The 22013-nt window shown below is 67.5% G+C and carries 24 protein-coding genes; 10 read left to right on the forward strand and 14 right to left on the reverse strand.

What is annotated here, in order from left to right; translation table 11 throughout:
• Positions 1–130: 130 nt before the first annotated feature.
• Genes R2APBS1_RS12135 through R2APBS1_RS12150 form a run of 4 tightly spaced genes read left to right on the forward strand, consistent with a single transcriptional unit; the run spans position 131 to position 3973 of the window.
• Positions 131–625, forward strand: coding sequence for a MarR family winged helix-turn-helix transcriptional regulator (locus R2APBS1_RS12135; RefSeq protein WP_027489247.1), 495 nt, complete (start codon positions 131–133; stop codon positions 623–625).
• Complete coding sequence (locus tag R2APBS1_RS12140) at positions 622–2769, forward strand: FUSC family protein (RefSeq protein ID WP_007509279.1); 2148 nt, start codon at positions 622–624, stop codon at positions 2767–2769. The genes R2APBS1_RS12135 and R2APBS1_RS12140 overlap by 4 nt, the downstream gene beginning before the upstream one ends.
• Positions 2759–2959: a DUF1656 domain-containing protein gene (locus R2APBS1_RS12145; RefSeq protein WP_007509282.1), complete on the forward strand. Its 201-nt coding sequence runs from the start codon at positions 2759–2761 to the stop codon at positions 2957–2959. The genes R2APBS1_RS12140 and R2APBS1_RS12145 overlap by 11 nt, the downstream gene beginning before the upstream one ends.
• Before the next feature lie 12 nt (positions 2960–2971).
• Positions 2972–3973, forward strand: a complete 1002-nt coding sequence (locus tag R2APBS1_RS12150) for an HlyD family secretion protein (RefSeq protein ID WP_015448126.1) — start codon at positions 2972–2974, stop codon at positions 3971–3973.
• Positions 3974–3976: 3 nt separating this feature from the next.
• On the opposite strand, the gene ubiM is transcribed toward R2APBS1_RS12150, so the two are convergent.
• A complete protein-coding gene (ubiM, locus tag R2APBS1_RS12155) occupies positions 3977–5200 on the reverse strand; it encodes a 5-demethoxyubiquinol-8 5-hydroxylase UbiM (RefSeq protein WP_015448127.1) in 1224 nt (407 codons plus the stop codon).
• A 95-nt stretch (positions 5201–5295) separates the two neighbouring features.
• Positions 5296–5535 (reverse strand): hypothetical protein, encoded by a 240-nt coding sequence (locus R2APBS1_RS12160; RefSeq protein ID WP_007514864.1) that lies wholly within the window; start codon positions 5533–5535, stop codon positions 5296–5298.
• Positions 5536–5698: 163 nt separating this feature from the next.
• On the opposite strand from R2APBS1_RS12160, the gene R2APBS1_RS12165 reads away from it, so the two are divergent.
• Positions 5699–6358, forward strand: coding sequence for a glutathione S-transferase family protein (locus R2APBS1_RS12165; protein ID WP_015448128.1), 660 nt, complete (start codon positions 5699–5701; stop codon positions 6356–6358).
• 12 nt (positions 6359–6370) lie between these two features.
• On the opposite strand, the gene cycA is transcribed toward R2APBS1_RS12165, so the two are convergent.
• The 3 genes from cycA to R2APBS1_RS20150 form a co-directional block, all read right to left on the reverse strand.
• Positions 6371–7768 carry a D-serine/D-alanine/glycine transporter gene (cycA, locus tag R2APBS1_RS12170; protein ID WP_015448129.1) on the reverse strand — a complete coding sequence of 466 codons (1398 nt, stop codon included), beginning with the start codon at positions 7766–7768 and terminating at the stop codon, positions 6371–6373.
• A 158-nt stretch (positions 7769–7926) separates the two neighbouring features.
• Entirely contained in the window at positions 7927–8217 is a 291-nt protein-coding gene (locus R2APBS1_RS19715) for a hypothetical protein (RefSeq protein WP_015448130.1), read from the reverse strand.
• Positions 8218–8291: 74 nt separating this feature from the next.
• The gene (locus R2APBS1_RS20150; protein WP_015448131.1) at positions 8292–8915 is read right to left on the reverse strand and encodes a hypothetical protein; all 624 of its coding nucleotides are present in this window, start codon (positions 8913–8915) and stop codon (positions 8292–8294) included.
• A gap of 352 nt (positions 8916–9267) precedes the next feature.
• On the opposite strand from R2APBS1_RS20150, the gene R2APBS1_RS12175 reads away from it, so the two are divergent.
• Positions 9268–10782, forward strand: coding sequence for an IS1182 family transposase (locus R2APBS1_RS12175; protein WP_015448132.1), 1515 nt, complete (start codon positions 9268–9270; stop codon positions 10780–10782).
• 887 nt (positions 10783–11669) lie between these two features.
• On the opposite strand, the gene R2APBS1_RS20155 is transcribed toward R2APBS1_RS12175, so the two are convergent.
• The 3 genes from R2APBS1_RS20155 to R2APBS1_RS12185 all read right to left on the reverse strand — a co-directional run bounded on the left by R2APBS1_RS20155 (position 11670) and on the right by R2APBS1_RS12185 (position 14534).
• Positions 11670–12113, reverse strand: a complete 444-nt coding sequence (locus R2APBS1_RS20155) for a hypothetical protein (RefSeq protein ID WP_155950238.1) — start codon at positions 12111–12113, stop codon at positions 11670–11672.
• Positions 12114–12431: 318 nt separating this feature from the next.
• Positions 12432–13586, reverse strand: a complete 1155-nt coding sequence (locus R2APBS1_RS12180; protein WP_015448133.1) for a GGDEF domain-containing protein — start codon at positions 13584–13586, stop codon at positions 12432–12434.
• Between the two features lie 141 nt (positions 13587–13727).
• The gene (locus tag R2APBS1_RS12185; protein ID WP_015448134.1) at positions 13728–14534 is read right to left on the reverse strand and encodes a helix-turn-helix domain-containing protein; all 807 of its coding nucleotides are present in this window, start codon (positions 14532–14534) and stop codon (positions 13728–13730) included.
• Between the two features lie 191 nt (positions 14535–14725).
• Between R2APBS1_RS12185 and R2APBS1_RS12190 the strand changes: the two genes are divergently transcribed.
• Positions 14726–15133 (forward strand): DUF3224 domain-containing protein, encoded by a 408-nt coding sequence (locus R2APBS1_RS12190; RefSeq protein WP_015448135.1) that lies wholly within the window; start codon positions 14726–14728, stop codon positions 15131–15133.
• Between the two features lie 25 nt (positions 15134–15158).
• Positions 15159–16403 (forward strand): MFS transporter, encoded by a 1245-nt coding sequence (locus R2APBS1_RS12195; protein WP_015448136.1) that lies wholly within the window; start codon positions 15159–15161, stop codon positions 16401–16403.
• A gap of 21 nt (positions 16404–16424) precedes the next feature.
• On the opposite strand, the gene R2APBS1_RS12200 is transcribed toward R2APBS1_RS12195, so the two are convergent.
• Positions 16425–17147 carry a glutathione S-transferase family protein gene (locus R2APBS1_RS12200; RefSeq protein WP_015448137.1) on the reverse strand — a complete coding sequence of 241 codons (723 nt, stop codon included), beginning with the start codon at positions 17145–17147 and terminating at the stop codon, positions 16425–16427.
• Between the two features lie 139 nt (positions 17148–17286).
• Here R2APBS1_RS12200 and R2APBS1_RS12205 point away from each other — a divergent pair, with 139 nt between their 5' ends.
• Positions 17287–18003 carry a DUF899 family protein gene (locus tag R2APBS1_RS12205; protein ID WP_015448138.1) on the forward strand — a complete coding sequence of 239 codons (717 nt, stop codon included), beginning with the start codon at positions 17287–17289 and terminating at the stop codon, positions 18001–18003.
• An 87-nt stretch (positions 18004–18090) separates the two neighbouring features.
• Here the strand turns inward: R2APBS1_RS12205 and R2APBS1_RS12210 are convergent, their stop codons facing one another.
• The 3 genes from R2APBS1_RS12210 to R2APBS1_RS12220 form a co-directional block, all read right to left on the reverse strand.
• The gene (locus R2APBS1_RS12210; protein ID WP_007511798.1) at positions 18091–18432 is read right to left on the reverse strand and encodes a YciI family protein; all 342 of its coding nucleotides are present in this window, start codon (positions 18430–18432) and stop codon (positions 18091–18093) included.
• Positions 18433–18586: 154 nt separating this feature from the next.
• A complete protein-coding gene (locus R2APBS1_RS12215; RefSeq protein WP_015448140.1) occupies positions 18587–19162 on the reverse strand; it encodes a thioredoxin domain-containing protein in 576 nt (191 codons plus the stop codon).
• Entirely contained in the window at positions 19162–19758 is a 597-nt protein-coding gene (locus R2APBS1_RS12220) for a protoglobin domain-containing protein (RefSeq protein ID WP_007511802.1), read from the reverse strand. Before R2APBS1_RS12220 ends, R2APBS1_RS12215 begins: the two co-directional genes overlap by 1 nt.
• Before the next feature lie 118 nt (positions 19759–19876).
• Between R2APBS1_RS12220 and R2APBS1_RS12225 the strand changes: the two genes are divergently transcribed.
• A complete protein-coding gene (locus R2APBS1_RS12225; RefSeq protein ID WP_015448141.1) occupies positions 19877–20290 on the forward strand; it encodes a winged helix-turn-helix transcriptional regulator in 414 nt (137 codons plus the stop codon).
• Positions 20291–20323: 33 nt separating this feature from the next.
• Here R2APBS1_RS12225 and R2APBS1_RS12230 read toward each other — a convergent pair whose 3' ends face one another.
• Both R2APBS1_RS12230 and R2APBS1_RS12235 read right to left on the reverse strand, forming a co-directional pair.
• On the reverse strand, positions 20324–21574 hold the full coding sequence (locus R2APBS1_RS12230) for an RNA polymerase sigma factor (protein ID WP_015448142.1): 1251 nt from the start codon (positions 21572–21574) through the stop codon (positions 20324–20326).
• A gap of 1 nt (position 21575) precedes the next feature.
• Positions 21576–21959: a YciI family protein gene (locus tag R2APBS1_RS12235; RefSeq protein WP_236127020.1), complete on the reverse strand. Its 384-nt coding sequence runs from the start codon at positions 21957–21959 to the stop codon at positions 21576–21578.
• Positions 21960–22013: the final 54 nt, after the last annotated feature.

A 22013-nucleotide genomic window follows, 5' to 3' on the forward strand; every position in this document is an offset into this window, starting at 1 on the left:
GGGGGACAACGCGACGCTCACCGGCGGATCTTATCCCATCGGCGGTCCGCCCCGCGCGGGTCGCCGCTCCCTTGGTTCTTTTTGTACATTACTGTAATATCCAGTTATGGAAAACAATCACAACGAAGGCATGAGCGGCTTCCTGGCCATCGAACAGAAGCTCGCGGTCAGCACGCGCAGGCACCGCGGCTTTCCGCGCGACCAGGCCATGCTGGTGCGCATGGTGAAGCTGCTGCACAAGCTGTTCAGCGACCACGCCAACCTGCTGCTGCGCACGCATGACCTGACCCACCCGGAATACAACGTGCTGATGATGCTCGACGGCAGCGAGGGCGGCCTGAGCCCGTCGCAGCTCGGCGAGGCGACCAGCGAGAAGTCGTCGAACACCACCCGCCTGATCGACCAGCTGCTGGCCAAGGGCCTGCTCACCCGCTCGCCCAGCGATGAGGACCGCCGCATGCTGGTGGTGCAGCTCACCGACGAGGGCGAAGCCCTGATCCGGCAGGTGGTGCCGGCGGTCACCCTGCAGCTGCAGGGCTTCTTCGCCGGCATCACCGACGCCCAGCGCGGCCAGCTGGAACACCTGCTGAAGAAAGTGCTGCGCGGAGTGGAGTCGCAGGGATGAGCAGCACCGCGACCGCCGAACCGCCGGCAACGCCGCCGCTGCCCTGGCGCCAGCAGATCGCCCACGCCATGGCCGGCGAAAAGGCCGCGTGGCTGTTCATCCTCAAGACCCTGCTGGCGATCTACCTCACCGGCTGGCTGGCGATGCGGCTGCAGCTGGGCTCGCCATCGGTGGCGATGGTCACCGTGGTCGTGGTGATGAACCGGCAGTCGGGCATGGTGCTGGCCAAGAGCCTGTATCGCGGCCTGGGCACCCTGCTCGGCTGCACCGGCGCGATCCTGGCGGTGGCGCTGTTCCCGCAGCAGCCGTTGCCGCTGGTGCTGTTCATCTCGCTGTGGGCCGGGCTGTGCGCCGGCGGCGCGGTGCTGTTCCGCCACTTCCGCGCCTATGCCTTCGTGCTGGCCGGCTATACCGCGGCGATGATCGTGCTGCCGGCCATGAGCCATCCGGTCCACGTGTTCGACAGCGCGTTCGCGCGCACCTCCGAGGTGCTGCTGGGCCTGCTGGTGGCCAGCGTGGTGTTCGACGCGGTGTTCCCGATCCGCCTGCGCGGCGACCTGCGCGGTAGCGCCGACCGCAACTTCGACGGCTTCCTGGACTTCATCCGCGACAGCAGCCGCGGCGCGCTGGTCGACCACGAGGCGATGGAGCGCACGCAGATGCGCGTGGTGCGCGGCGCACTCGGCTTCGAGGATCTGCGCACCGCCGCGTTCTTCGACGACCCTTCCCTGCGCACCCGCAACGGCCTGCTGAAGCTGCTCAACCAGCGCTTCATGGTCTCGGCTTCGCGCTTCCAGTCGCTGCACCACCTGGTCGACCGCCTCCGGCGCAAGGGCTCGACCACCGCCGCGCAGGCGCTGATGCGCCTGCTGCGCCCGCTGGGCGATGCGCTGGACGAACGCGCCACGCGCGATGACCTGGACCGGCTGGCCGACCAGCTTGCCGCCTGCCATCGACGGATCGCCGCGCAGGCGACGCACGAGCGCGCCGCGCTGGAGCCGTCCTGCCGCGACGACTTCGACACCGGCCACGCGCTGCTCCGCCGCTTTCTCGACGAACTGCGCGACTACGTGCGCACCAAGGCCCATCTGGACCTGGGACGCCGCGCCGGCAAGCCCGTGCCGCAAGCGCGCGGCCGCGTCCACTTTGCCCGCACCAACGACAGCCATGCGGTGATGCTGGCAATGCTGCGTTCGGCCGCGGTGACCCTGGTGCTGTCGCTGCTGTGGCTCTGCAGCGGCTGGACCGGCGGCGCCATAGCCCTGTTCGGTCTGGTCGCGCTGATCTCGATGGCGTCGGCGGCGCCGGATCCGGTGTTCGTCTCCAAGCGCATCGCGATCGGCCACCTGCTGGCGCCGATCGTGGCGCTGCCCACCTACAGCGTGCTGCCACTGCTGCCTACCTATCCGCTGCTGGTGCTCGGTACCCTGCCGCTGCTGATGCTGTCGCTGTACCTGGTCACCCGGCCGACGCTGGCCATCATCGGCATCGCCATGAGCGTGGGCATCCTGGTCGCGCTGGCGATCGGCGAGGCACCGCACGTCGACGCGCCGATGTACCTCAACAGTGGGCTGTCGTTCGCGGTGGGTGCCTGGCTCGCGGTGGCGATCTTCAGGCTGATTCCCTCGGGCCATGGCAGCAAGGGGCGCCGCCGCCGCCTGCTGCGCCGCCTGCGCGGGCTGGTCCGGCTCGCCGCCGGCGCGCCGCTGCCGGGCCTGCTGCCGCGTTTCGAAAGCCTCGCCCGCGACCTGTTCCAGCAGATCGTGGCGCAGACCCGGCCGGGCAGCCGGCATTCGCGCGAGCTGCTGGACTGGGCCCTGATGGTGCATGAAACCGGCCACGCCCTGATCGGGCTGCGCCACGACCTGGCCGAACAGGCGCTGCCGAGCGCGCTGCACGCCGACCTCGACGCCGCGCTGGAGGCGCTGGCCCGCGTCTACGAACGGCTGGACCCGGCCGACCGCGCGGCCGCGCTCGCCCGCGTCCGCCATCTCCTGGCGCAGATCGACATCACCCGCCCGACGCTGCGCGAGCACCTGCACCTGCTGCTGGGCGCGCTGGAGGACGACGATTCCGTGCTCGCCGCCGGCGTCGCCCGCCAGCACCGTCTGCTGCGCCTGCCGGAGGCCACCCATGCCGTATGAGGTCTCCATCGGCGGCGTCTACTTTCCCAGCGTGCTGATGTTGGCCGTCCTGTTGCTGCCCGCGCTGTGGCTGCTCGACCAGCTGCTCGGCCGCATCGGCCTCTACCGCCATGCGACGCATCCGTCGCTGCTGCGCATCGCGCTGTTCACCGGCGTCTGCAGCGTGGCGACGCTCGCCCTGTTTTCCTGAGGTATCCCTGTCATGAGAAGTGCAACCCTGATCCGTGCCGGCTTTACCGCCGCGATGGTCCTGCTGGCGACGGCGGCCGCGTACATCGCCTGGCAACACTACATGTCGTCGCCGTGGACCCGCGACGCGCGCATCCGCGCCGAAGTGGTGCGCATCGCGCCGGATGTCTCCGGCCTGATCACCCGCGTCGCGGTGAAGGACAACCAGCCGGTGAAGAAGGGTGACCTGCTGTTCGTGGTGGACCGCGACCGCTACCAGCTGATCGCCGACCAGGCCGAAGCCGACCTCGCCGCCGCCGAAGCCGCCGCGGCGGCCGCCGGCGCGAACACCTCGGCCGCTGCCGCCGGCGCGCAGGCCAGCGAGGCCGAGGCCGCGATGCGCCGCCTGCAGGCGCAACGCCGCGACCGGCTGGGCGACGTGATCTCGCGCGAGGCGCGCGACGATGCCTCTGCCGCCGCCGAGGCCGCCCGGGCCAGCTGGCGTCAGGCGCAGGCGGGGCGCAGCGCCGCCAGTGCCAGCCAGCGGCGCGCGGTTGTCGCGGTGCGCCAGGCGCGCATCGCGCTGGAGCGCGCGCAGCTCGACCTGGCCCGCACCGAAGTGCGCGCGCCCAGCGACGGCAGCATCACCAACCTCGACGTGCGCGCCGGCGACTTCGCCGAGGCAGGCAAGCCGCGCATGGCCCTGGTCCGGCGCGACGACATCTGGATCTATGGCTACTTCGAGGAAACCAAGCTGCCGCAGGTGCACGTCGGCGATCCGGTCGACATCCGCCTGATGGCCGGCGGCGTGCGCCTGCGCGGCCGCGTCGACAGCGTCGCGGTGGGCATCGCCGACGGCGCCAGCCCTGCCAGCGACAACCTGCTCGCCCAGGTCGAACCCACCTTCAACTGGATCCGCCTGGCCCAGCGCGTGCCGGTGCGCGTGCGCATCGACGCGTCGTCGATCCCGCGCGGCGCGGTGCTCGCCGCCGGCATGAGCGCCACCCTGGTCGTCCAGGGAAACCGCCGGGACTGATCGTCAGGCCGGCCGTGGCCGGCGCAGCAGCCGCAACGGCGCGGGCATGCCGCCGTGCTCGGCAGTGAGGCCGGACATCACCAGCCGCCGGAACGGCGAGAGCCGCGCGCCGGCGCCCAGTGCCAGCTTGCGCAACACGCGCGCCGGGCGGCGGTCGTCGGTGTACAGGCCGGCCAGGGCGTTGGTGGCCAGGTACAGCGGGCGCGTGGCCAGCCGCAGCCGGCGCTCGTAGCGCGCCAGCAGCGCCGGCGCGGCGATGGACTGGCCGGCGGCCTGCGCGGCGCGCAGCTCGCGCGCCAGCAGGTCCTGCCCGAGCAGGCCGAAGTTGAAGCCGTGCGCGGTGACCGGGTGCATGCCCACCGCGGCGTCGCCGATCAGCGCGAAGCGCTCGGCCACGAAGCGCTGCGCGTACACGCCCACCAGCGGGTAGGCACAGCGCGGGCCGGCCACGGCCATGCTGCCCAGCCGGTGCCCGAAGCGTTCGGCCATGGCCGCTTCCAGCGCCGCATCGTCCAGCGCCAGCAGCTCGCGCATCGCCGGCGGGGTCAGCGTCAGCACCACCGACGAGGTGTGCGCATCGTGCAGCGGCAGCAGGGCCAGGGTCTGACCGTGGCCGAACCACTCCCACGCCACCTGCTCGTGCGGCACCTGGTGGCGCATGCGCAGCACCAGCATGGTCTTGCCGAAGTCGCGCATCTGCGCACCGATGCCCATCGCGCGGCGCGTCTCGGAGAAGCGGCTGTCCGCCGCCACCACCAGCTGCGCGCGCAAGGTGTCGCCGTTGTCGAGGTCGACCTCGGCGCCGGCGGCGCTGGTGCGCACCGCGCCGACCCGCGCGCCGGTGATGCGCTCGACCTCGGGCAGCGTCATCACCTCCTCATACGCGACGCGACGGATCGCGTGGTTCGACAGCAGCCAGCCGAGCTGGTCGGTGCCTGCTTCATCGTGGCGGAACATCAGGCCGGCGTGGTCGTCGCCGTCGAGTACCATCGCGTCGCGCAGGGTGCCGACCTCCTCCTTGCGCAGACGCGTCCACAGGCCCAGTTCGCGCAGCAGGCGCTGCGAACGATGGGTGATCGCGATCTCGCGGCCGTCGTCGGCCGGCGCGGCCAGCGCGGACTCTTCCTGCCGCTCCACCAGCGCGATGCGCAGGCCGCTGCCGGCCAACGAACGGGTGAAACACAAGCCGGCCGGGCCGGCGCCGATGACCACGATGTCGAACGACATGGGCAGAACGCTCCTGGAGATGATCGTCGGCAAGCAACGGGTTGCGACACCGGCTCGTGCCGATGCCGGCGGGGAAACCGCCGGCGGTTGCCCCGTCAGCCGCCGCAACCGCCGCAGCAGATCGACGGCAGCTGTACCACCTGCTTCGGCGCTACCGTCCAGCCAACCTGGCGCAGCACCTCGATCAGGTCCGCCGCCGTCGCCGAGGCGGATACGCGCATCACCAGGCCGCTCATGTCCAGGTCGGCCACCGCGGTGGGGTCGACATTGAACAACGCGTCCTGCACGACGGCAGGATCGGGGGCGGCTTCGGTCAGGGCAATATGGAATTCCATTGGATTTCCTCGATTCATGGACACTGTCACGGTGTCGTCCACACCGATATTCGGCACCGGCGCCACCAGCCGCCTTGACCCCGGTCAAGCGCGGGGCCGGCCATGTCGATCCAGTCAGCATCCATTCGTCGCATGGACAACCTCCTGCAAAAGGCGATCCGCCATGCCGCTCCAGCTCTACGCCCACCCGTTCTCCTCCTATTGCCAGAAGGTGCTGATCGCGCTGTACGAGAACGGCACGGCGTTCGAATGGCGGGTGCTCACGCCGGACGACGCGGCCACCAGCGCCGAGTTCACCGCGCTGTGGCCGATCCGCCGCATGCCCCTGCTGCGCGACGGCGAACGCACGGTGATGGAGTCGAGCATCATCATCGAATACCTTGGCCAGCATCACCCCGGCCCGGTGCGCCTGATGCCCGCCGACGCCGGCGCCGCGCTCGAGGCGCGCCTGCTGGATCGCTTCTTCGACAACTACCTGCAGACGCCGCAGCAGAAGATCGTGTTCGACAGCCTGCGCCCCGCCGCCGACCGCGACCCCTACGGCGTCCGGGAAGCGCGTGCCATGCTCGACACCGCCTACGCCTGGCTCGACCGCAAGCTCGCCGGCCGCACCTGGGCTACCGGTGGCGACTTCAGCCTCGCCGACTGCGCCGCCGCGCCCGCGCTGTTCTACGCCGACTGGACCCACCGCATCCCGGCAACTTGCAGCAACGTCATCGCCTATCGGCAACGCCTGCTGGCGCGGCCCTCGTTCGCCCGCGCGGTGGACGAGGCGCGGCCGTACCGCTCCTACTTCCCGCTCGGCGCGCCCGAGCGCGATTGAGCCGAAGACGCCCTACTCGGCCGGCAGGGCCACGCCACGGCGTGCCCGGCGTCCCTTCCACAGGTAGCCGATGCCCAGCAGCACGAACCACACCGGGCTGGCGATCAGCGCCTCGCGCGTATCCGGCTGCAGGCTCAGCAGCACCAGCACGAACACGAAGAACGCCAGGCAGGCCCAGCACATGAATACGCCGCCGGGCATCTTGTAGATCGACGCCTGATGCAACTGCGGCCGCTGGCGCCGGTAGGCGATATAGCCGAACAGGATCAGCGACCACACGAACATGAACAGCACCGCGGACAGCGTGGTAATCAGGGTGAACGCGGTGATCAGGTCGGGGATCAGGTAGATCATCGCCGCGCCCAGCAGCAGGCAGAAGCAGGAGAACAGCAGGCCCAGCGACGGCACCGCCGCGCGCGACAGCCGCGCGAACGTCTTCGGCGCATGCTGCTCCTCGGCCAGGCCGTACAGCATGCGGCTGGTGGAGAAGATGCCGCTGTTGGCCGAGGAGGTGGCCGAGGTCAACACCACGAAGTTGATCAGGCTGGCCGCGGCCGGGATGCCGGCCAGCACGAACAGTTCCACGAACGGGCTCTTGCCCGCTTCCACCAGGCGCCACGGCGTCACCACCATGATCGCGATCAGGGCCAGCACGTAGAAGATGATGATGCGCACCGGGATCGAGTTGATCGCCTTGGGCAGGTTGCGCTTCGGGTCGGCCGTCTCGGCCGCGGTGGTGCCGACCAGCTCGATGCCGACGAAGGCGAACACCGCGATCTGGAAGCCGGCGAAGAAACCGCTGAGGCCCTTCGGGAAGAACCCGCCGTCACTCCACAGGTTGGCCAGCGAAGCCTTGTGCCCGCTCGGCGAGGTGAAGCCCCAGGCAACCAGCGCGAAGCCGGTCGCGATCAGCGCGACGATCGCCACGATCTTGATCAGCGCGAACCAGAACTCCAGCTCGCCGAACAGCTTCACCGTGACCAGGTTCAGGCTGAGCAGCAGCAGTACGCACAGCACCGCGGGAATCCACGGTGCCAGCCCGGGGAACCAGAACTGCGCATAGGCGGCGATCGCGATCACGTCGGCGATCGCGGTGATGACCCAGCAGAACCAGTAGGTCCAGCCGCAGAAGAAGCCGGCCCACGGCCCGAGCAGGTCGGTGGAGAAGTCGATGAAGGACTTGTACTCGAGGTTGGACAGCAGCAGCTCGCCCATCGCCCGCATCACGAAGAACAGCATCACGCCGATGATCAGGTAGACCAGCAGGATCGACGGCCCGGCCAGGCTGATCGTCTTGCCCGAACCCATGAACAGGCCGGTACCGATCGCGCCGCCGATGGCGATCAGCTGCAGGTGCCGGTTGGAAAGGCTGCGCCTCAGGTGCTCGGGGTGTTCCAGCGATGCGGTCATGCGGCGCGCCTTGGCGATGGGAAGGGGTCAACATACAGAAAAGCGCCCGCGGCATCCACGCGGCGCGCCACGCGCCACCTTCCCGCCGGCAACCGCTAACCCTGCCCGCGCGGCTTCGCCGGCAGGCCGCGGGAGTAGGCGTACAGCGCGCCGACGTGCTACGGACCCCAATAGTCGAACTTGAAGATGCTTTGCGCGGGAATGGAAAATGAAATTTCCCCACCGCATTTGATGACATGATATCCGGGCTCTATTTGACCACGCGCACCGATGGGGTGAGGCCAAATCTTGCCATCGACTGTCAGCGGGCCACATTGACCACCATTGTCATCGGCGAGGATCAGATAGGTGAGGCCATCTGGCGAGCGCGAAACTGAGCCACGAAGATCGCGATGACTACAAGCAGCGCAACCGATTGCCAGAATAGCCAAGACGATCTGCCGAATCATGGCCGCGAACTTCCCTTGCCGGCTAACACCTGAATTAAGCCGAGCCGCGAAGCGGCTTCGGCTTGAATGAATTGTTAGGGCACGTACTTTGCGATGAATGGAAATTCATGTGAGCAGCCGCCCTTCAGGTTTGCTGCAATGTTCTCATCACCACTCGCATGTGGCGAAATACTCAGGTAGTAATTTTGACCATTCTCTTTGGCGAAAATGATCCATTCACCGGTCAACTTGCCGGCTGAGCCACGGTCAACAATGGATTCCTCGACCACCCGACGGGAGAGTTCCCTGACCATTTCGCTCGTTACAACATCACTCTGAGCCGAATCAAAAACGTTATTCACGAGCTTTTCAAGCCCATTCTTGCCGAAGTGATTAATGATGTTGTGAGCAAAAGTGCTTGGGAGTATGGGCAAGAAGTGCTTGTGCCATAGGCCCTTTAGCACGCTTCCCTTGAACTCAGTTGCTTCCTTTGTCTGTAGGGAAGGGCCAAGACCCTCCAGATGTTTGATTTCTGAAATCACCTGATGGGGATCGACGCCGCTCACCTTGTCTAGTAGGTAAAGATTTACGATAAAAAGGGAGCTATACCTGCCAGGTGCTAGCAGATCAAGTTCATATAGACGTGCCAACTCTACAATTCTTGCGGGCTCAATCTGCTCGATTTCGGTACCGTTGTGAACTCGAAATCCTGTCTGCACGTTGCGATATCCTTGAATTAGGGCCCTAACGCTGGAATTGAGCGGCGGCGGAGCCGTCCGCCTCGAATGAGGTGTTAGGCATCCGTGGCGAGGATAAGCCTTTGGTTGGACAAAATGCAGGATAGCCGGCTATGTCTGCGCACAGCGACCTACAGATTGTAGAGCACGACATATACGACGAAGGCGGCGAAGACGGAAAAAGCGATCCCCCACACGACGCGCTGCGTTCTTGTCTTGGGGCTAGTTCCTCCTACACCAGACATTCCGAAGCTCCCATCAGGACGCCTAACGAGGTTGTAGAAAAACCTCCGCCCATCCTGCTTCAATAGCCCCACGTGAACAAGGGGGCGGCATGGCACGCTACCGGCATATCGATATGAGTCCGCGGCTGTTGCCGGTGGATCTGCAGGCGCAGCTGGTGCCGGGATCATTTGCCCATGCCGTGCACCATCTGGTCGATCAGCTGGATCTGTCCGCCTTCGATGCGCATTACCGCAATGACGACAGCGGCGCGCCGGCCCATGCGCCGACGATGCTGCTCAAGGCCGTGCTGCTGGCGTATTCCCAAGGCATGGTGAGCTCCCGCTCGATCGAGCGCGCCTGCCGCGACAACGTGCTGTTCATCGCCCTGACCGGCGACGCCAAGCCACACTTCACCACCATCGCGGACTTCGTCAGCCGCTCGCGCGGGGCGATCGCGACCGTCTTTGCCCAGGTGCTGACGTTGCTCGACGGCGAGGGTCTGATCGGGCGCCAGATGTTCGCCATCGATGGCGTGAAGCTGCCTTCCAACGCGTCCAAACACCGCTCCGGTACGCGCGCGGAGTTCCTTGCGCAGGCACAGAAGATGGAGCGCGCGGCCACCACGATGTTGGAACGTCACCAGGCCAACGATGCCGGCGCGGCCGAAGACGTGCGGGATGCCAAGGCCGCCGAACGCATCGAGCGCCTTACTCGCGAGGCAACGAAGATCCGCCAATGGCTGGCCGATCATCCGCAAGATCGGCCCGGTTCGCGCGGCAAGGTCCGCAAGTCCAATCGCACCGATAACGAATCGGCCAAGCTGGCCACCGACAAGGGCGTGATCCAGGGCTATTGCGGCGTGGCCGTGGTCGATGCCAGGCACCAGGTTATCGTCGAGGCTTCGGCTCACGGCACCGGCGCCGAACAGGAATTGTTGTTGCCCGTACTGGACGCCTGCGCCGAGCAGCGCACCGCATCGACGCTGATCACCGCCGATGCCGGCTATCACAGCGAAGCCAACCTCGCCGCGTTGGCCGACCAGGGCATTGACGCCCTGATCGCCGACCACGCGATGCGCCGGCGCGACGAACGCTTCGCCGGGCAGGACGAGCGCCTGGCCAAGCCCGATCCGTTGCACGACAAGTCGCGCACCCCCGGCAAGCCGCGGCTGTTCGGCAGCGAGGACTTCATCATCGCGCCGGACCAGTCGCATGTGATCTGTCCGGCCGGCAAACGCCTGCATCGCAACGGCAAGGACTGCACCATTGGCGGCTATGCCGCGATCAAGTTCCGCGCTCCCGACGGTGCTTGCAAGGACTGCCCACTGCGTGCGAAGTGCTTGCGAAAACCCGAAACCACACGCTCACGGCAAGTTGCCGTGCTCACCCGCAAAGCCGGGCCAACCCATAGCCAGCGCATGCGCGAGCGCATCGACAGCGCGTGGGGACGCGAGCAGTATGGACGACGCTTCGCTACCGTCGAGCCGGTCTTCGGCAACGTGCGCGCCAACAAGCGGCTCAATCGCTTCACCCTTCGCGGCCAAGCGAAGGTGGACGGCCAATGGAAGCTGTTCGCGCTGGTCCACAACATCGAGAAGTGGGCGAACTACCGCAAGGCGGCCTGAGCGGCACAAGGCGCGCCATGGGCGCCTGGGACGCCCACCCATCGCGTCAGATCAAGCCGGGCAACCCGTAACGCGAAACCCCAAGAAACCACGCCGTTGAGTGACGTGATGCAACGGCTGTCATTTTGGCCGTCTATCCATCCGTGGAAAGGGCTTTTTCTACAGCCTCAACGCTGGAGTTAAGCGGCGGCGAAGCCGTCCGCCTTGAACGAGTGGTTAGGCTTGCGAAGGCCTGCCTATTGAACCGTTACCTGCGCACCGAGTGACTCAAGGGTGTGCAACAGAGCCCCTGCCGACTCGACACTGACAAGCTCCAGGGTCACGGGCTCCCGCTTCATGACACGGCGAGCGACTCGCTTTAGTTCCGTGCCACGCAGGGACGTGCATTGTTGGATGCGAGCGCAGAAGGCAGCGAGCGGCCAGCTGTTGGGACCTGCCCAGCTCTGTTCAGGAACCCATCGATGGATGACCAAGGACGTCATTTAGCTCTTGAGGCCTAACGCTTGAGTTAAGCGGCGGCGAAGCCGTCCGCCTTGAACGAGATGTTAGGCATGCGAGGTGCCTGCCTGACGAACTAGATTGCTAAGCGTTGCCGCCATTTCGAGCACAGGACCGGCAACGACCCCGTCATGATCCAAAGCGCGCGAGATAGATGCCTTTGGGATGCTACGGCCAGAGGCGACTGACGCGCGCATGTCCTGGAAGACGTGAAGCCACTTGGCTTGGACAACCTCGGTCCATCCATCCGCGCGAGCCGCGCCTGTCAGTGGCGAGGAAAGCGCGCCCACGAGCTGGTCGAGGAGTTGGCAGATGTGATTGCGAGAACCTTCCATGTTTGCTGCCTAACGCTGGAGTTAAGCGGCGGCGAAGCCGTCCGCCTTGAACGATCAGTTAGATGATTGCGAAGGAATTCGCAACTGGCCATTGGCATAGTATTGGTCAAGACACATGATCAGGCGATCTGTGTCAGAGCGAATTTTCTTTGCCTGCGCGCGAGGAAAATCTTCCTGCTCAGCCGGAGCGGTAGCCAAGTACGCTTTGCCGTTATTGATTGAAGACGAGATCTCAACAACGCATACATGCGTATTTTGAGCAGCATCTATGACCCTGCGAGGAAAAAGCAGCGGAAAGACAAAAAACACTTCGCTGTCGGTCCCGCCGCGCATGGCCTCCGTTAGAAGCCGAGTCCGGCCATCAGCAGTCGGTTGGCTCATTGCATTGTCTACCGCTGCCTTGAACTTGGCGGAAAACTGCTCAGAATAAGGCTGCGTAGCTTGCGCCGCAGTGCAAAGTAGGAGAGCTGCCATAAAGAAAAGCATAAAAGTGCGCACGAAAACCCCCACATCTAACGCTTAGTAGACCCCAAAAGTGGGGTGTTGCACCGAGTATGCGGCTCCGATCCTGACCGCACAAGCCGACGATTCCTAAAACGGATCAGGATCTTGCGCGGCAGCACCGTCATCGATGCGGGTACAAGCAGCCGTGTTATCCGACACTTTTGAGGCTGTATCAGTTACACAGGCAAAAGTGCGGGTGTAACGGGTGCGAAAATGCCGTGGCTGCCGGATCGGGTGCAGGCACATGGGGAGAGAGGGAGGCGGTTTTGCGTTTCCGGGGTGGGAAGCCGCCCCATCCATGCCCGGCTCTCTTTACGCCTCGGAATTCCACGCCACCTGATTGCGGCCCTGGTGCTTGGCCCGATACAGCGCGACATCGGCGGCATTCACCAATTGCTCGACGTTCGCGTCGACGGCAGTGGCCCCGCCCACACTGGTGGTGATGTCGATGCGGCTGCCTTCGAACACCGCCGGTGCCGCCGCCACGGCGGTGCGCATGCGCTCGGCGAGCGCGGCGGCACGCGCAGGCTCGATGGCGGGCAGCAACAGCATGAACTCCTCGCCTCCGTAGCGCGCGAACAGGGTGCCGCGCGGCAGTCCCACGCTGCGGATCACCGCGACGAAATGGATGAGCACCGCGTCGCCCGCGGCGTGGCCCCAGTTGTCGTTGATTGACTTGAAGTGGTCCAGGTCGAACATCAGCACGCTGCAGCCCTGCCCGCGCGCGCGACAGGCGTCCACCAGGCGGGCGCCCGCCTCGATCAGCGCGCTGCGATTGAGCAGGCCGGTGAGCCCGTCGGTACGCGCCAGCCGGCGCAGGTCCAGGGTCAGCCGCTCGGCCAGCATCAGGGTGAACCCGGTGCTCAGCAGGAACGAGGACAGGATGCCGAACAGGTAATTCCAGGTAGTGAGCAGTTCGTCGAGCGGCGAGTGCGCGAGCAGTTGCGGAAACAGCACCACCACCGAACGCAGCAGGTAGAACAGCGCGTCGATGATGAAGATCAGCGCGGTGAAGCTGCAGGTGCTGCGCATGTCCCGCGGCGAGCGCCACAGCAGCACCCAGACCATCCACGCGTCCCAGACCACGCTGTAGCCGCCGAACATCAGCGCCGAGACCGTCTGCGTCGGCGGCGACAGGTAAACGTCGACCTGGCAGGCGACGAACAGACCCACCACCGCCAGCGGCCAGCGCCAGCGCAGCGGGTAGCGCAGGTGGATGGCGATGCCCATCAGCATCAGCGCGTTGGCCAGCGCGATCAGGCCGCCGCCCACGACCGTGGAGAGCAGGCTGCCGTTTTCGTTCAGCCCCTGGGTAAGCGCGGCGGCGGTTATGACCCAGAACGCGGTGGCCCAGATGCGCAGCGCCGGCAGGCCGCGCAGCACCAGCCCGAGCAGGGTGAAACTTATCGAGATGGCGATGCCGATGGCCGCGCCGATGACGCCGAGCGTAAAGAGGTCGAAGTGCATGCCGGTTCCCGTATGCCGACCGAAAGCCGGGGTCGGCGTGCCGCTTCCGTGATGCGCACGCGGGACCTTCGGACCGCCACGCCCCGCAAGGTAGCACGGCAGGAAACCGGCATCCCCGGCCGATACCGCGTCGCGCCAGCCTCAGCCCGCCCGCCCCCGCCGTGCATATTCCGCCGGCGGACACCCCACCAGCGCCCTGAAGTCGCGGATGAAATGCGCCTGGTCGAAGTAGCCCAGCTCCAGCGCCAGCCGCAACCAGTCCACCGCGTCACCGGCATCGACACGCTGCAGCGCTTCGTGCATGCGGTAGCGGTTGATCACCCACTTCGGGCCGATGCCTACGTACTGGTTGAACCATCGCTGCAGCGTGCGCGGAGTCAGCGGCCAGCGCGAGGTCACGTCGTCGAGGGTACGGATGCTGCGATCCGTGGCGATGGCGTCCACCACTTCGCCCACGCGCAGCGCCTGCGCATCGGGCGGCGGCAGGCGGGCGGCGAGGAAGTCGCTGGCCAGCGTCACCATGCGTTCGTCGTGCGGCTGCGCGTGCAGGATCGCCTCCAGCCGCGCCGCATTCTCGCCGAACACCTGTTGCGGCGGGATCGATCGGTTGCGCAATGCGGACACCGGCTGCCGCAGGAAGCCGCGGAACCCGCCGGGACGGAACTTCACGCCGAACACGCCGCCGCGCCCTTCCAGCGTGGTGCTGAAACGGTCGGTGTGAATGCCGTGGATGCGGCTGCCGCCGGCTTCGCACACCAGGTGTACGTTCGGGTGCGGCAGGGTTTCGCGCAGCTGCGGCGGGCCGTCCTGCAGGTCCCAGCGCACGATCCAGTAGTGCTGCACCACGCCGGCCAGTGCGGGCGGTGGCGCGATACGCGCATGATGGAACACGCCCGCCACCGGCGCATGGCGCAGCACGCCGCGAGCCTCGCCGACGCCCTCGTTCATTGGCGCCACCCGCGGCAGATGGCACCGGCCTGTCGCGTTTTTACAATCATCGATGCTCCAGCCGTGCTCTCATGTCGGCACGCGACACCACGCAGGAGTTTCCCACGAAGGACACGATGCTGTTCCTGCTCGCCGTCGCGGCTTCCCTGCCTTCGGCAGCCCTTGCACGAACCCCCACGGAGCCCGTTCCCATGCACGCCGCCGGCAACTTCAACGTCAAGATACAACCGCAGACCCCCGACAACCCCCAGGCCAGGGCCTCCGGCCTCGGCCGCCTGTCGCTGGACAAGCAGTTCCATGGCGACCTCGACGCCACCAGCCAGGGCGAGATGCTGGCGGCGGGCGACGGCACCATTTCCGGCGCCTACGTGGCGCTGGAAAAAGTCAGCGGCAAGCTGCACGGCCGCAGCGGCAGTTTCGTGCTGGTGCACCGCGCGCTGATGGTCGACGGCACGCCGCAGGAGTGGAGCGTGGCGGTGGTGCCCGGCTCCGGCACGGGCGAGCTGGCCGGCCTGGACGGCGCGATGACGATCACCCTCGCCGGCGCCAAGCACAGTTACAATCTGAGCTACACCCTGCCAGGCCACTGCACGGCCTGACCGCGCCACCCCGGAAAGCGCCGCCATGAACCAGCCCACGGAAGCATCCGGCAGCGCCACGGCGAAAACGCCTTCCGTGCTGCGCCGGATCCCGGCCGGCATCTGGGCACTCGGCCTGGTCTCGATGCTGATGGACACCTCCTCGGAGATGATCCACGCGCTGCTGCCGGTGTACCTGGTCGACGTGCTCGGCGCCTCGGCGCTCGCGGTCGGCTTCATCGAAGGCATCGCCGAAGCCACCGCGGCGATCACCAAGGTGTTCTCCGGCGCGCTGTCGGACTGGCTGGGCCGACGCAAGCTGCTGGTGGCGATCGGCTACGGCCTGGCCGCATTCACCAAGCCGGTCTTTCCACTGGCGGGCACGCTCGACTGGGTGGTCGCCGCACGTTTCGTGGACCGCATCGGCAAGGGCATTCGCGGTGCGCCACGCGATGCGCTGATCGCCGACCTGGCACCGGCCGAACTGCGCGGCGCCTCGTTCGGCCTGCGCCAGTCGCTCGACACGACCGGTGCGTTCCTCGGCCCCGCGCTGGCGATCATGCTGATGTGGCTGACCGCCGACAACATTCCGCTGGTGTTCTGGTTCGCGGTGCTGCCGGGCTTCGCCGCGTTCGCGCTGGTGGTGTTCGGCGTACGCGACGCGCGGGGCGACAAGGAGGGAAAACCCGCGCGCGCGCCATGGTCGCGCGCCGAGCTGGCACGCCTGCCGCCGCTGTACTGGGGCGTGGTGGCGATCGCCGCGGTGTTCACCCTGGCCCGTTTCAGCGAGGCCTTCCTGGTGTTGCGCGCGCAGGAACTGGGGCTGGGGCTGGTGCTGATCCCGCTGGTGCTGGTGGTGATGAACGTGGTGTACGCGCTGTCGTCCTACCCGGTCGGCGTGCTGGCTGACCGCTTCGACCGCGGGGCGCTGCTCGGGCTGGGTGTGCTGGTACTGGTGGCGTCGGACCTGGCGCTGGCCTTTGTCGGCGGGCTGGCCGGGCTGGCGCTGGGCGTGACGCTGTGGGGCCTGCACATGGGCATGACCCAGGGCCTGCTGGCCGCGCTGGTCGCCGACGCCGCGCCGGCCAACCTGCGCGGCACTGCGTACGGCGTGTTCAATCTGGTGAGCGGACTGGCCCTGCTGGCGGCCAGCGTGGTGGCCGGCGAGTTGTGGGATGCGTTCGGCTCGCACGCCACCTTCCTCGCCGGCGCCTGTTTCGCGGTCGTGGCGCTGCTCGCACTGGTGCCGGTGGCGCAGCGGGTGCGCCGGAACCGGCCCGCGCCGGGCTGAGCGCCACGCCGCAGGCCACGCTCAGCCCCAGGCATGTTCGGGGTAGAAGCGCTGCATCATCCGCGCGACATAGGCCACCAGGTTCGGCTGCGCTTCCACCGCCCGGCGCAGCGGCGTGTCGAAGAACGGCGTGGCGGTGCAGGCGAGCATGCCGAAGGCGGTGGCGTCCACGGCACTGGCCGATGCCCCCATGAAGTACGGCCTGTTGCCGAGCAGTTCGGCCAGCGCGTCGATCGAGCGCGTGCCCAGTTCGGCGATCTTTCCCGGCGCATGCCGGCCCAGCCCCTGCGCGTGCAGTTCGGCGAACTTGCGTGCCTGCATGTCGCGGCGCAATGGCGCCCGCTGCGCCTCGGGCGCATCGTCGACGAAGTGCGCCGGCCCCTTGGCGAAGCTGTCCGGATCGATCCAGCGGAACCAGACCATCGCGAAGTACAGGTGATCCTCCAGCAGGCGTTCGATCGCCCAGGCCTGCGCCCGCTGCCGCGCGTCCAGCCCGGCATCCAGGTCCACGCCGTACCTGCGCTCGATGTGCGCACGGATGAAAGTGGAATCGCCGACCACCTCGCCATGGTCGTCGATGAAGGGCAGCTTGCCGTTCGGCGCCTGCGGCGGAATCGTCGAGACGCAGCCGTAGGCCAACCCGGCCATCTTCAGCTGCACCTCGGTCTTGAGCACGAACGGGCTGGTGTCGGGCAGGCCGAAGCCGGCGCGGCTGGCGTACAGGGTGAGGCCGGTTGACGACATGGGCGAACTCGATGACGGAAGGTGCGCGCACTCTGGCGTGGTGCTGCTGACAGCTTTGTGTCAGCAGCGCCGCCACGCGATGTCGATGTCGCCGGCGCCCGTTCGTCATCCAGGTAGTCCCGAGCCCAGGAGAACCGTAATGAGCCCTGCCCCCACCCTTGTGCCCGCCGCCGAGCTCGCTGCGCGCAACCCCATGCGCTTCCCCAACGAAGGTGATGGCTACCGCCGCGCGCGCACCGCCTTGCTGGCCGAGGAGATCGAGCTGCGCCGGCACGTCGAGCGTGTCGCCGAGCTGCGCCGCGCACTGCCGCCCGGCGGCGAGGTGACCGGCGACTACCGCTTCCGCGGCGAACACGGGCCGGTCGATTTCGCCGGCCTGTTCGGCGACAGGCAGACCCTGGTGGTCTACAGCTACATGTTCGGCCCGCAGCGCGCGCGGCCCTGCCCGATGTGCACCTCGCTGCTGGGCGCGTGGGACGGCGAGGCGCGCGACGTGGCCCAGTGCGTGGCGCTGGCCGTGGTGGCGCGTTCGCCGATCGAGCGCCTGGTCGCGTTCAAGAACGAACGCGGCTGGCGCGACCTGCGGCTGTACTCGGATGTCGACGGCGCCTACAGCCGCGACTACTTCGCCGTCGACCCGGACGGCGGCGACGGCGACCAGGCTGCCTTCAACGTGTTCACCCGCCGTGACGGCACGATCCGCCACTTCTGGAGCGGCGAGATGGGCTTCGAGAGCGCCGACCCCGGCCAGGACCCGCGCGGCGCGCCGGACCTGATGCCGTTGTGGACCATCCTGGACTGCACGCCGGAAGGCCGCGGCACGGACTGGTACCCGAAGCTCGACTACCCGACCTGATGCTTGCGTCGGGTCGGCAGCAGATTTCTGCCGACCCGGACGCGTGACGCTTGATGTGCCGGGCAATCCGCCAGGCGAGCCGCGTCTTCAACTCGAGGGATGTGTCTCCAGCTGACGTACTTCGCACGTGATGTCCCACTCGTCGCCGTGGACTTTCAGAAAGCGCTCGGTCCAGTGGATCGCCTCTTCCATCGACTTCGTCTCCATCACCGCGTAACCGCCGATCACTTCCTTCGCTTCGGTGAACGGACCATCGACTACGCTGATCTTGCCGTGCGAAAGCCGCACGCGGACGCCTTCCGAAGTCGGCCTGAGCCCCGCGGTGTCGAGCATGACCCCGGCTTGGGTCACTTCTTCCAGCAGCTTGCCCATATCGCTCATCAGCTGCTCGCTGGGCTGCAGTCCGCAGTTCTCGTTGATCCTGATCATTGAAAGGAATCGCATCGTCCTCACTCTCCTGTGGGTTTACGGCAGAGCCACGCGGCAGGGCCACGCCGGCCCGCCCAACGTGCTCCTGCCATGGCGACGAACGGCTCCGCGCCGGATCGACACCTGCCGCCGCAGGAGCGTATCCGGCGCATTCCTACGAAAGCGGGTTCTGCCCTGATGCCCCGGCATCCGCCTCGCAACGGCCATCGGCGCAATGCCCCGCCGCCGACGCAACGCCCGTCGCCTCGAGGCGTTGCTGCCCCGCCTCGACCAGCAGCGCGCCGATCTCCGCGCCGAGCAGCAGGTCGTCGTACTGGCCGAACACCTGGTTGCGCAGGCGCCCCTGCGCGTCGATCAGGATCGCGGTCGGCGTGCCCTGCATGGCGTAGGCGCGCATGGTGCGCGGAATCGGATCGCCGTCCGGGCCGGGCGCGTCGATGCCGACCGGGAAGCCCACGCGATACTCGTGCAGGAACGCGCGCAACGACTCCGGCCCCATCGCCGCATGATGCTCGAACACCGTGTGCAGGCCGACCACCGCCAGCGGCGCACCCTCGAACAGCTTCGCCACGCGTTGCGCCTGCGGGATGCCGTGCGCCACGCAGCCCGGGCAGAGCATCTGGAAGGCGTGCAGCAGTACCACGCGCCCGCGAAAGTGGGCCACGCTCAGCGGCTCGGGAGTGTTCAGCCAGGCGCTGGTGCGCCACTCGGGAGCCGCTTCGGGTTTCATCAGAAATCTCCGTCCTTGACGTACGGGTAGGTCCACAGCGTCATCTGCAGCAGGCACGACTTCAGCCACGCAGCGTACATCTTCTCCACTTCGTCGGCGGTGTGTCCCTTGCTGGCGAGGAACGGCCTGAGCGTGAACGTCACCGGGTAGATCAGCGCAAACAGGTCGCGGAACGGCACGATGGCGGTCGAGGCGGCGCCGTCGGTGCGGTTCTTCTTTGCGCGGTGGTGGCGCAGGCCGATCTCGTGCTGGTAGTCGAGCCAGCGCTGGTCATACTCGGCGGCGGCCGTGTCGAGGATCCATTGGCCGAAGCGCTTGCGCACGGCGCCGAGATAATCGCCCAGCGGCTTGCCGTCGGCCCGGCCGGTGAAGGACGCCAGCAGGTGCGGCTGCGAACCGACGAAGCCGTACCAGACGTCGAGGATCGCCTCGACCTGATCCGCCACGATGCCGCGCGAAAGGCGCAGATACTTGACGTCCTCGTCGTCGAACAGGATGCTCTTCTTCATCAGCTCGAAGTCGCCGAGCGTCACCGGTGAACGCGCGATCGCACCGGTGCCGAAGGTGTATCCGGGAATGGCATGGGTTTCTTTCATGTCTTGGCTCCTCTGGTTGCGCCGGGTTCGGGGCGCGGGCCTGCGCTCCGTGGCCACGGACTCTAGCGACGGCACCGGCGCGCGTCAGGAAGGCACTTTTCGGTAAGGTGGTTACGACATGGGCGAACACGAACCCGCGACCAGCAGGCGGCCGGACACGGCGAACGCCGCTCCCGCGCCTGTTCCCGTCGCATCGATGGTCGAAAGCATCGTCGGCTGCAAATGGTCGATCCGGCTGCTGCAGCTCTGCGCGGAAGGAAACCATCGCCCCAGCGCGCTGCTGCGCGCCTGCACGGGGCTCTCCGCCAAGGTGATGAACGAGCGCCTGCGCAAGATGACCCGCTTCGGCATCATGCACCGCACCGTGCACGGCGAGAAGCCGCCGGTCGAGGTGGAATACCGGCTGACGCCGTTCGGCCGCCGCTTCATGGGCATACTCGAAGAGGTGCAGCGGCTGCAGCAGGCGGTCGAGTGCGGCGCGATCGGAAAAACCGGCGAAGCCGCGGAAAAGACGCGGCGGGGAAACGCCTGACCTCCCTCGCGCTCTCTTCGCAGCGCACCAGGCTCAGTGCGGCAACGCGGCCTGGCGATCCTGCAGGAAGCGGCGCACGGCGGGATCGGCGGCGAGGCCGATCGCGATGTCGTAGGCCTGCCGCGCCTCGCGGCAGGCGTGCGTCCGGGCCAGCAGCGCCGCTCGCGCCGCCCAGTAGGGCTGATAATCGACGAGCCGGCCATTAGCGGCGAGCGCGTCGACGAGCGCGAGCGCGGCCTGCGGACCCTGCACTTCCGCGATGGCCAGCGCGCGGTTGAGCGCGACCACCGGCGAGTCGCACAGCGCCAGCAGCGCGTCGTAGAGCTGCACCTCCGGCGCCCAGTCGGTGCGGCCGCTGCGGCGACGCTCGACATGCGCCGACTGCAGCGCGGCTTCGAGCTGGTAGCGGCCGATACGGCCCAGCCGGCTGGCGCGCAGCAGCAGCGCCTCGGCTTCGTCGATCATCGCCGCATCCCACCGCGCGACATCCTGTTCGGCCAGCGGCACGTAGTCGCCCGTCGCCGAGCGGCGCGCGGCACGGCGCGCTTCCGCGTGCAGCATGCAGGCCAGCAGGCCCAGCGCTTCCGGCTCCTGCGGCAGCAGCTCGACCACCAGCCGGGCGAGGAACAGCGCCTCCGCGGTGAGGTCGCGGCGGATCGCGTCGGTGCCGCCGGGATCGCTCCAGCCTTCGGCGAAGGCGGCGTAGATGGCTTCCAGCACGCCGTCCAGCCGCCCGGCCAGTTCGTCGCGCGTCGGCACGACAAAGGGGATGCCGGCCTGCCGGATCTTCTGCTTCGCCCGCCCCAGCCGCTTGCCCATCGCCTCCGGCGAGGCGAGGAACGCCGCGGCGATCGCCTTCGCATCCAGCCCAAGCACCACCTGCAGCATCAGCGGCGCGCGGATGCCGGCGTCGATGGCCGGATGCGCGCAGGTAAACAGCAGCGCGAGGCGCCGATCCGGGATGGCCGCATCGTCCCCTTCCGTCACCGCGCTCTCCTCGATCTCGGCGAGGATGCGCAACTGCACGGCCGCCGCCTCGCCGTTGCGATGCTGCCGGAACCGGTCGATCCCCTTGCGCCTGGCCACGGTCAGCAGCCAGGCTTCCGGATTCGCGGGGCAGCCGTTGCGCGGCCAGTCCGCCAGGGCCGTGGCAAACGCCTCGGACAAGGCATCCTCAGCCGCTGCCACGTCATGCAGGGCAGCGGCCAGGAAGGCGACGAGCTTGCCGTAGCTGCGGCGGACCACCGCATCCGCCGCACGACGTGCCTGCGCGGTGCGATCCAAGCTACATGCTCCAGATCGGCCGCACTTCGACAATGCCGTGACTCGCGGCCGGGCAGCGCGCCGCCCAGGCGAGCGCGGCATCCAGATCGGCGACGTCGATGAGGTAGTAGCCGGCCAGTTGCTCCTTGGAGTCCGCATAGGGGCCGTCCAGCACCTGCGACTTGCCGCTCGCCACGCGCACGGTGGTCGCGGTCGTCGTGCCCTGCAGGCGGTTCGAGCCGACCAGCGCGCCCGCCGTCTTCAACGCCTGCGTATAGGCCCCGTAAGCCGCGACACCTTGCTCCTGTTCGGCCGGCGACATGCGCGCCCAGCCGCCTTCCTCCGCATACAGCATCAGTAGATATTGCATCGTGATTCTCCGTTCCGGGTGATCGGCGGGCAGCATGCTCCACCTTGCCTATGACGCGTGGGGTCCCGCGATTTGGACAAGACCGGTCTT

It is taken from the genome of Rhodanobacter denitrificans (genome assembly GCF_000230695.2).
GTDB classification, from domain to species: Bacteria; Pseudomonadota; Gammaproteobacteria; order Xanthomonadales; family Rhodanobacteraceae; genus Rhodanobacter; species Rhodanobacter denitrificans.

Bases quoted from the DNA above. Each gene is read 5' to 3' on its own strand.
- R2APBS1_RS12135 (WP_027489247.1), top strand. From the start codon at position 131: ATGAGCGGCTTCCTGGCCATCGAACAGAAGCTCGCGGTCAGCACGCGC.
- R2APBS1_RS12140 (WP_007509279.1), top strand. From the start codon at position 622: ATGAGCAGCACCGCGACCGCCGAACCGCCGGCAACGCCGCCGCTGCCC.
- R2APBS1_RS12145 (WP_007509282.1), top strand. From the start codon at position 2,759: ATGCCGTATGAGGTCTCCATCGGCGGCGTCTACTTTCCCAGCGTGCTG.
- R2APBS1_RS12150 (WP_015448126.1), top strand. From the start codon at position 2,972: ATGAGAAGTGCAACCCTGATCCGTGCCGGCTTTACCGCCGCGATGGTC.
- ubiM (WP_015448127.1), bottom strand. From the start codon at position 5,200: ATGTCGTTCGACATCGTGGTCATCGGCGCCGGCCCGGCCGGCTTGTGT.
- R2APBS1_RS12160 (WP_007514864.1), bottom strand. From the start codon at position 5,535: ATGGAATTCCATATTGCCCTGACCGAAGCCGCCCCCGATCCTGCCGTC.
- R2APBS1_RS12165 (WP_015448128.1), top strand. From the start codon at position 5,699: ATGCCGCTCCAGCTCTACGCCCACCCGTTCTCCTCCTATTGCCAGAAG.
- cycA (WP_015448129.1), bottom strand. From the start codon at position 7,768: ATGACCGCATCGCTGGAACACCCCGAGCACCTGAGGCGCAGCCTTTCC.
- R2APBS1_RS19715 (WP_015448130.1), bottom strand. From the start codon at position 8,217: ATGATTCGGCAGATCGTCTTGGCTATTCTGGCAATCGGTTGCGCTGCT.
- R2APBS1_RS12175 (WP_015448132.1), top strand. From the start codon at position 9,268: ATGGCACGCTACCGGCATATCGATATGAGTCCGCGGCTGTTGCCGGTG.
- R2APBS1_RS12180 (WP_015448133.1), bottom strand. From the start codon at position 13,586: ATGCACTTCGACCTCTTTACGCTCGGCGTCATCGGCGCGGCCATCGGC.
- R2APBS1_RS12185 (WP_015448134.1), bottom strand. From the start codon at position 14,534: ATGAACGAGGGCGTCGGCGAGGCTCGCGGCGTGCTGCGCCATGCGCCG.
- R2APBS1_RS12190 (WP_015448135.1), top strand. From the start codon at position 14,726: ATGCACGCCGCCGGCAACTTCAACGTCAAGATACAACCGCAGACCCCC.
- R2APBS1_RS12195 (WP_015448136.1), top strand. From the start codon at position 15,159: ATGAACCAGCCCACGGAAGCATCCGGCAGCGCCACGGCGAAAACGCCT.
- R2APBS1_RS12200 (WP_015448137.1), bottom strand. From the start codon at position 17,147: ATGTCGTCAACCGGCCTCACCCTGTACGCCAGCCGCGCCGGCTTCGGC.
- R2APBS1_RS12205 (WP_015448138.1), top strand. From the start codon at position 17,287: ATGAGCCCTGCCCCCACCCTTGTGCCCGCCGCCGAGCTCGCTGCGCGC.
- R2APBS1_RS12210 (WP_007511798.1), bottom strand. From the start codon at position 18,432: ATGATCAGGATCAACGAGAACTGCGGACTGCAGCCCAGCGAGCAGCTG.
- R2APBS1_RS12215 (WP_015448140.1), bottom strand. From the start codon at position 19,162: ATGAAACCCGAAGCGGCTCCCGAGTGGCGCACCAGCGCCTGGCTGAAC.
- R2APBS1_RS12220 (WP_007511802.1), bottom strand. From the start codon at position 19,758: ATGAAAGAAACCCATGCCATTCCCGGATACACCTTCGGCACCGGTGCG.
- R2APBS1_RS12225 (WP_015448141.1), top strand. From the start codon at position 19,877: ATGGGCGAACACGAACCCGCGACCAGCAGGCGGCCGGACACGGCGAAC.
- R2APBS1_RS12235 (WP_236127020.1), bottom strand. From the start codon at position 21,959: ATGCTGCCCGCCGATCACCCGGAACGGAGAATCACGATGCAATATCTA.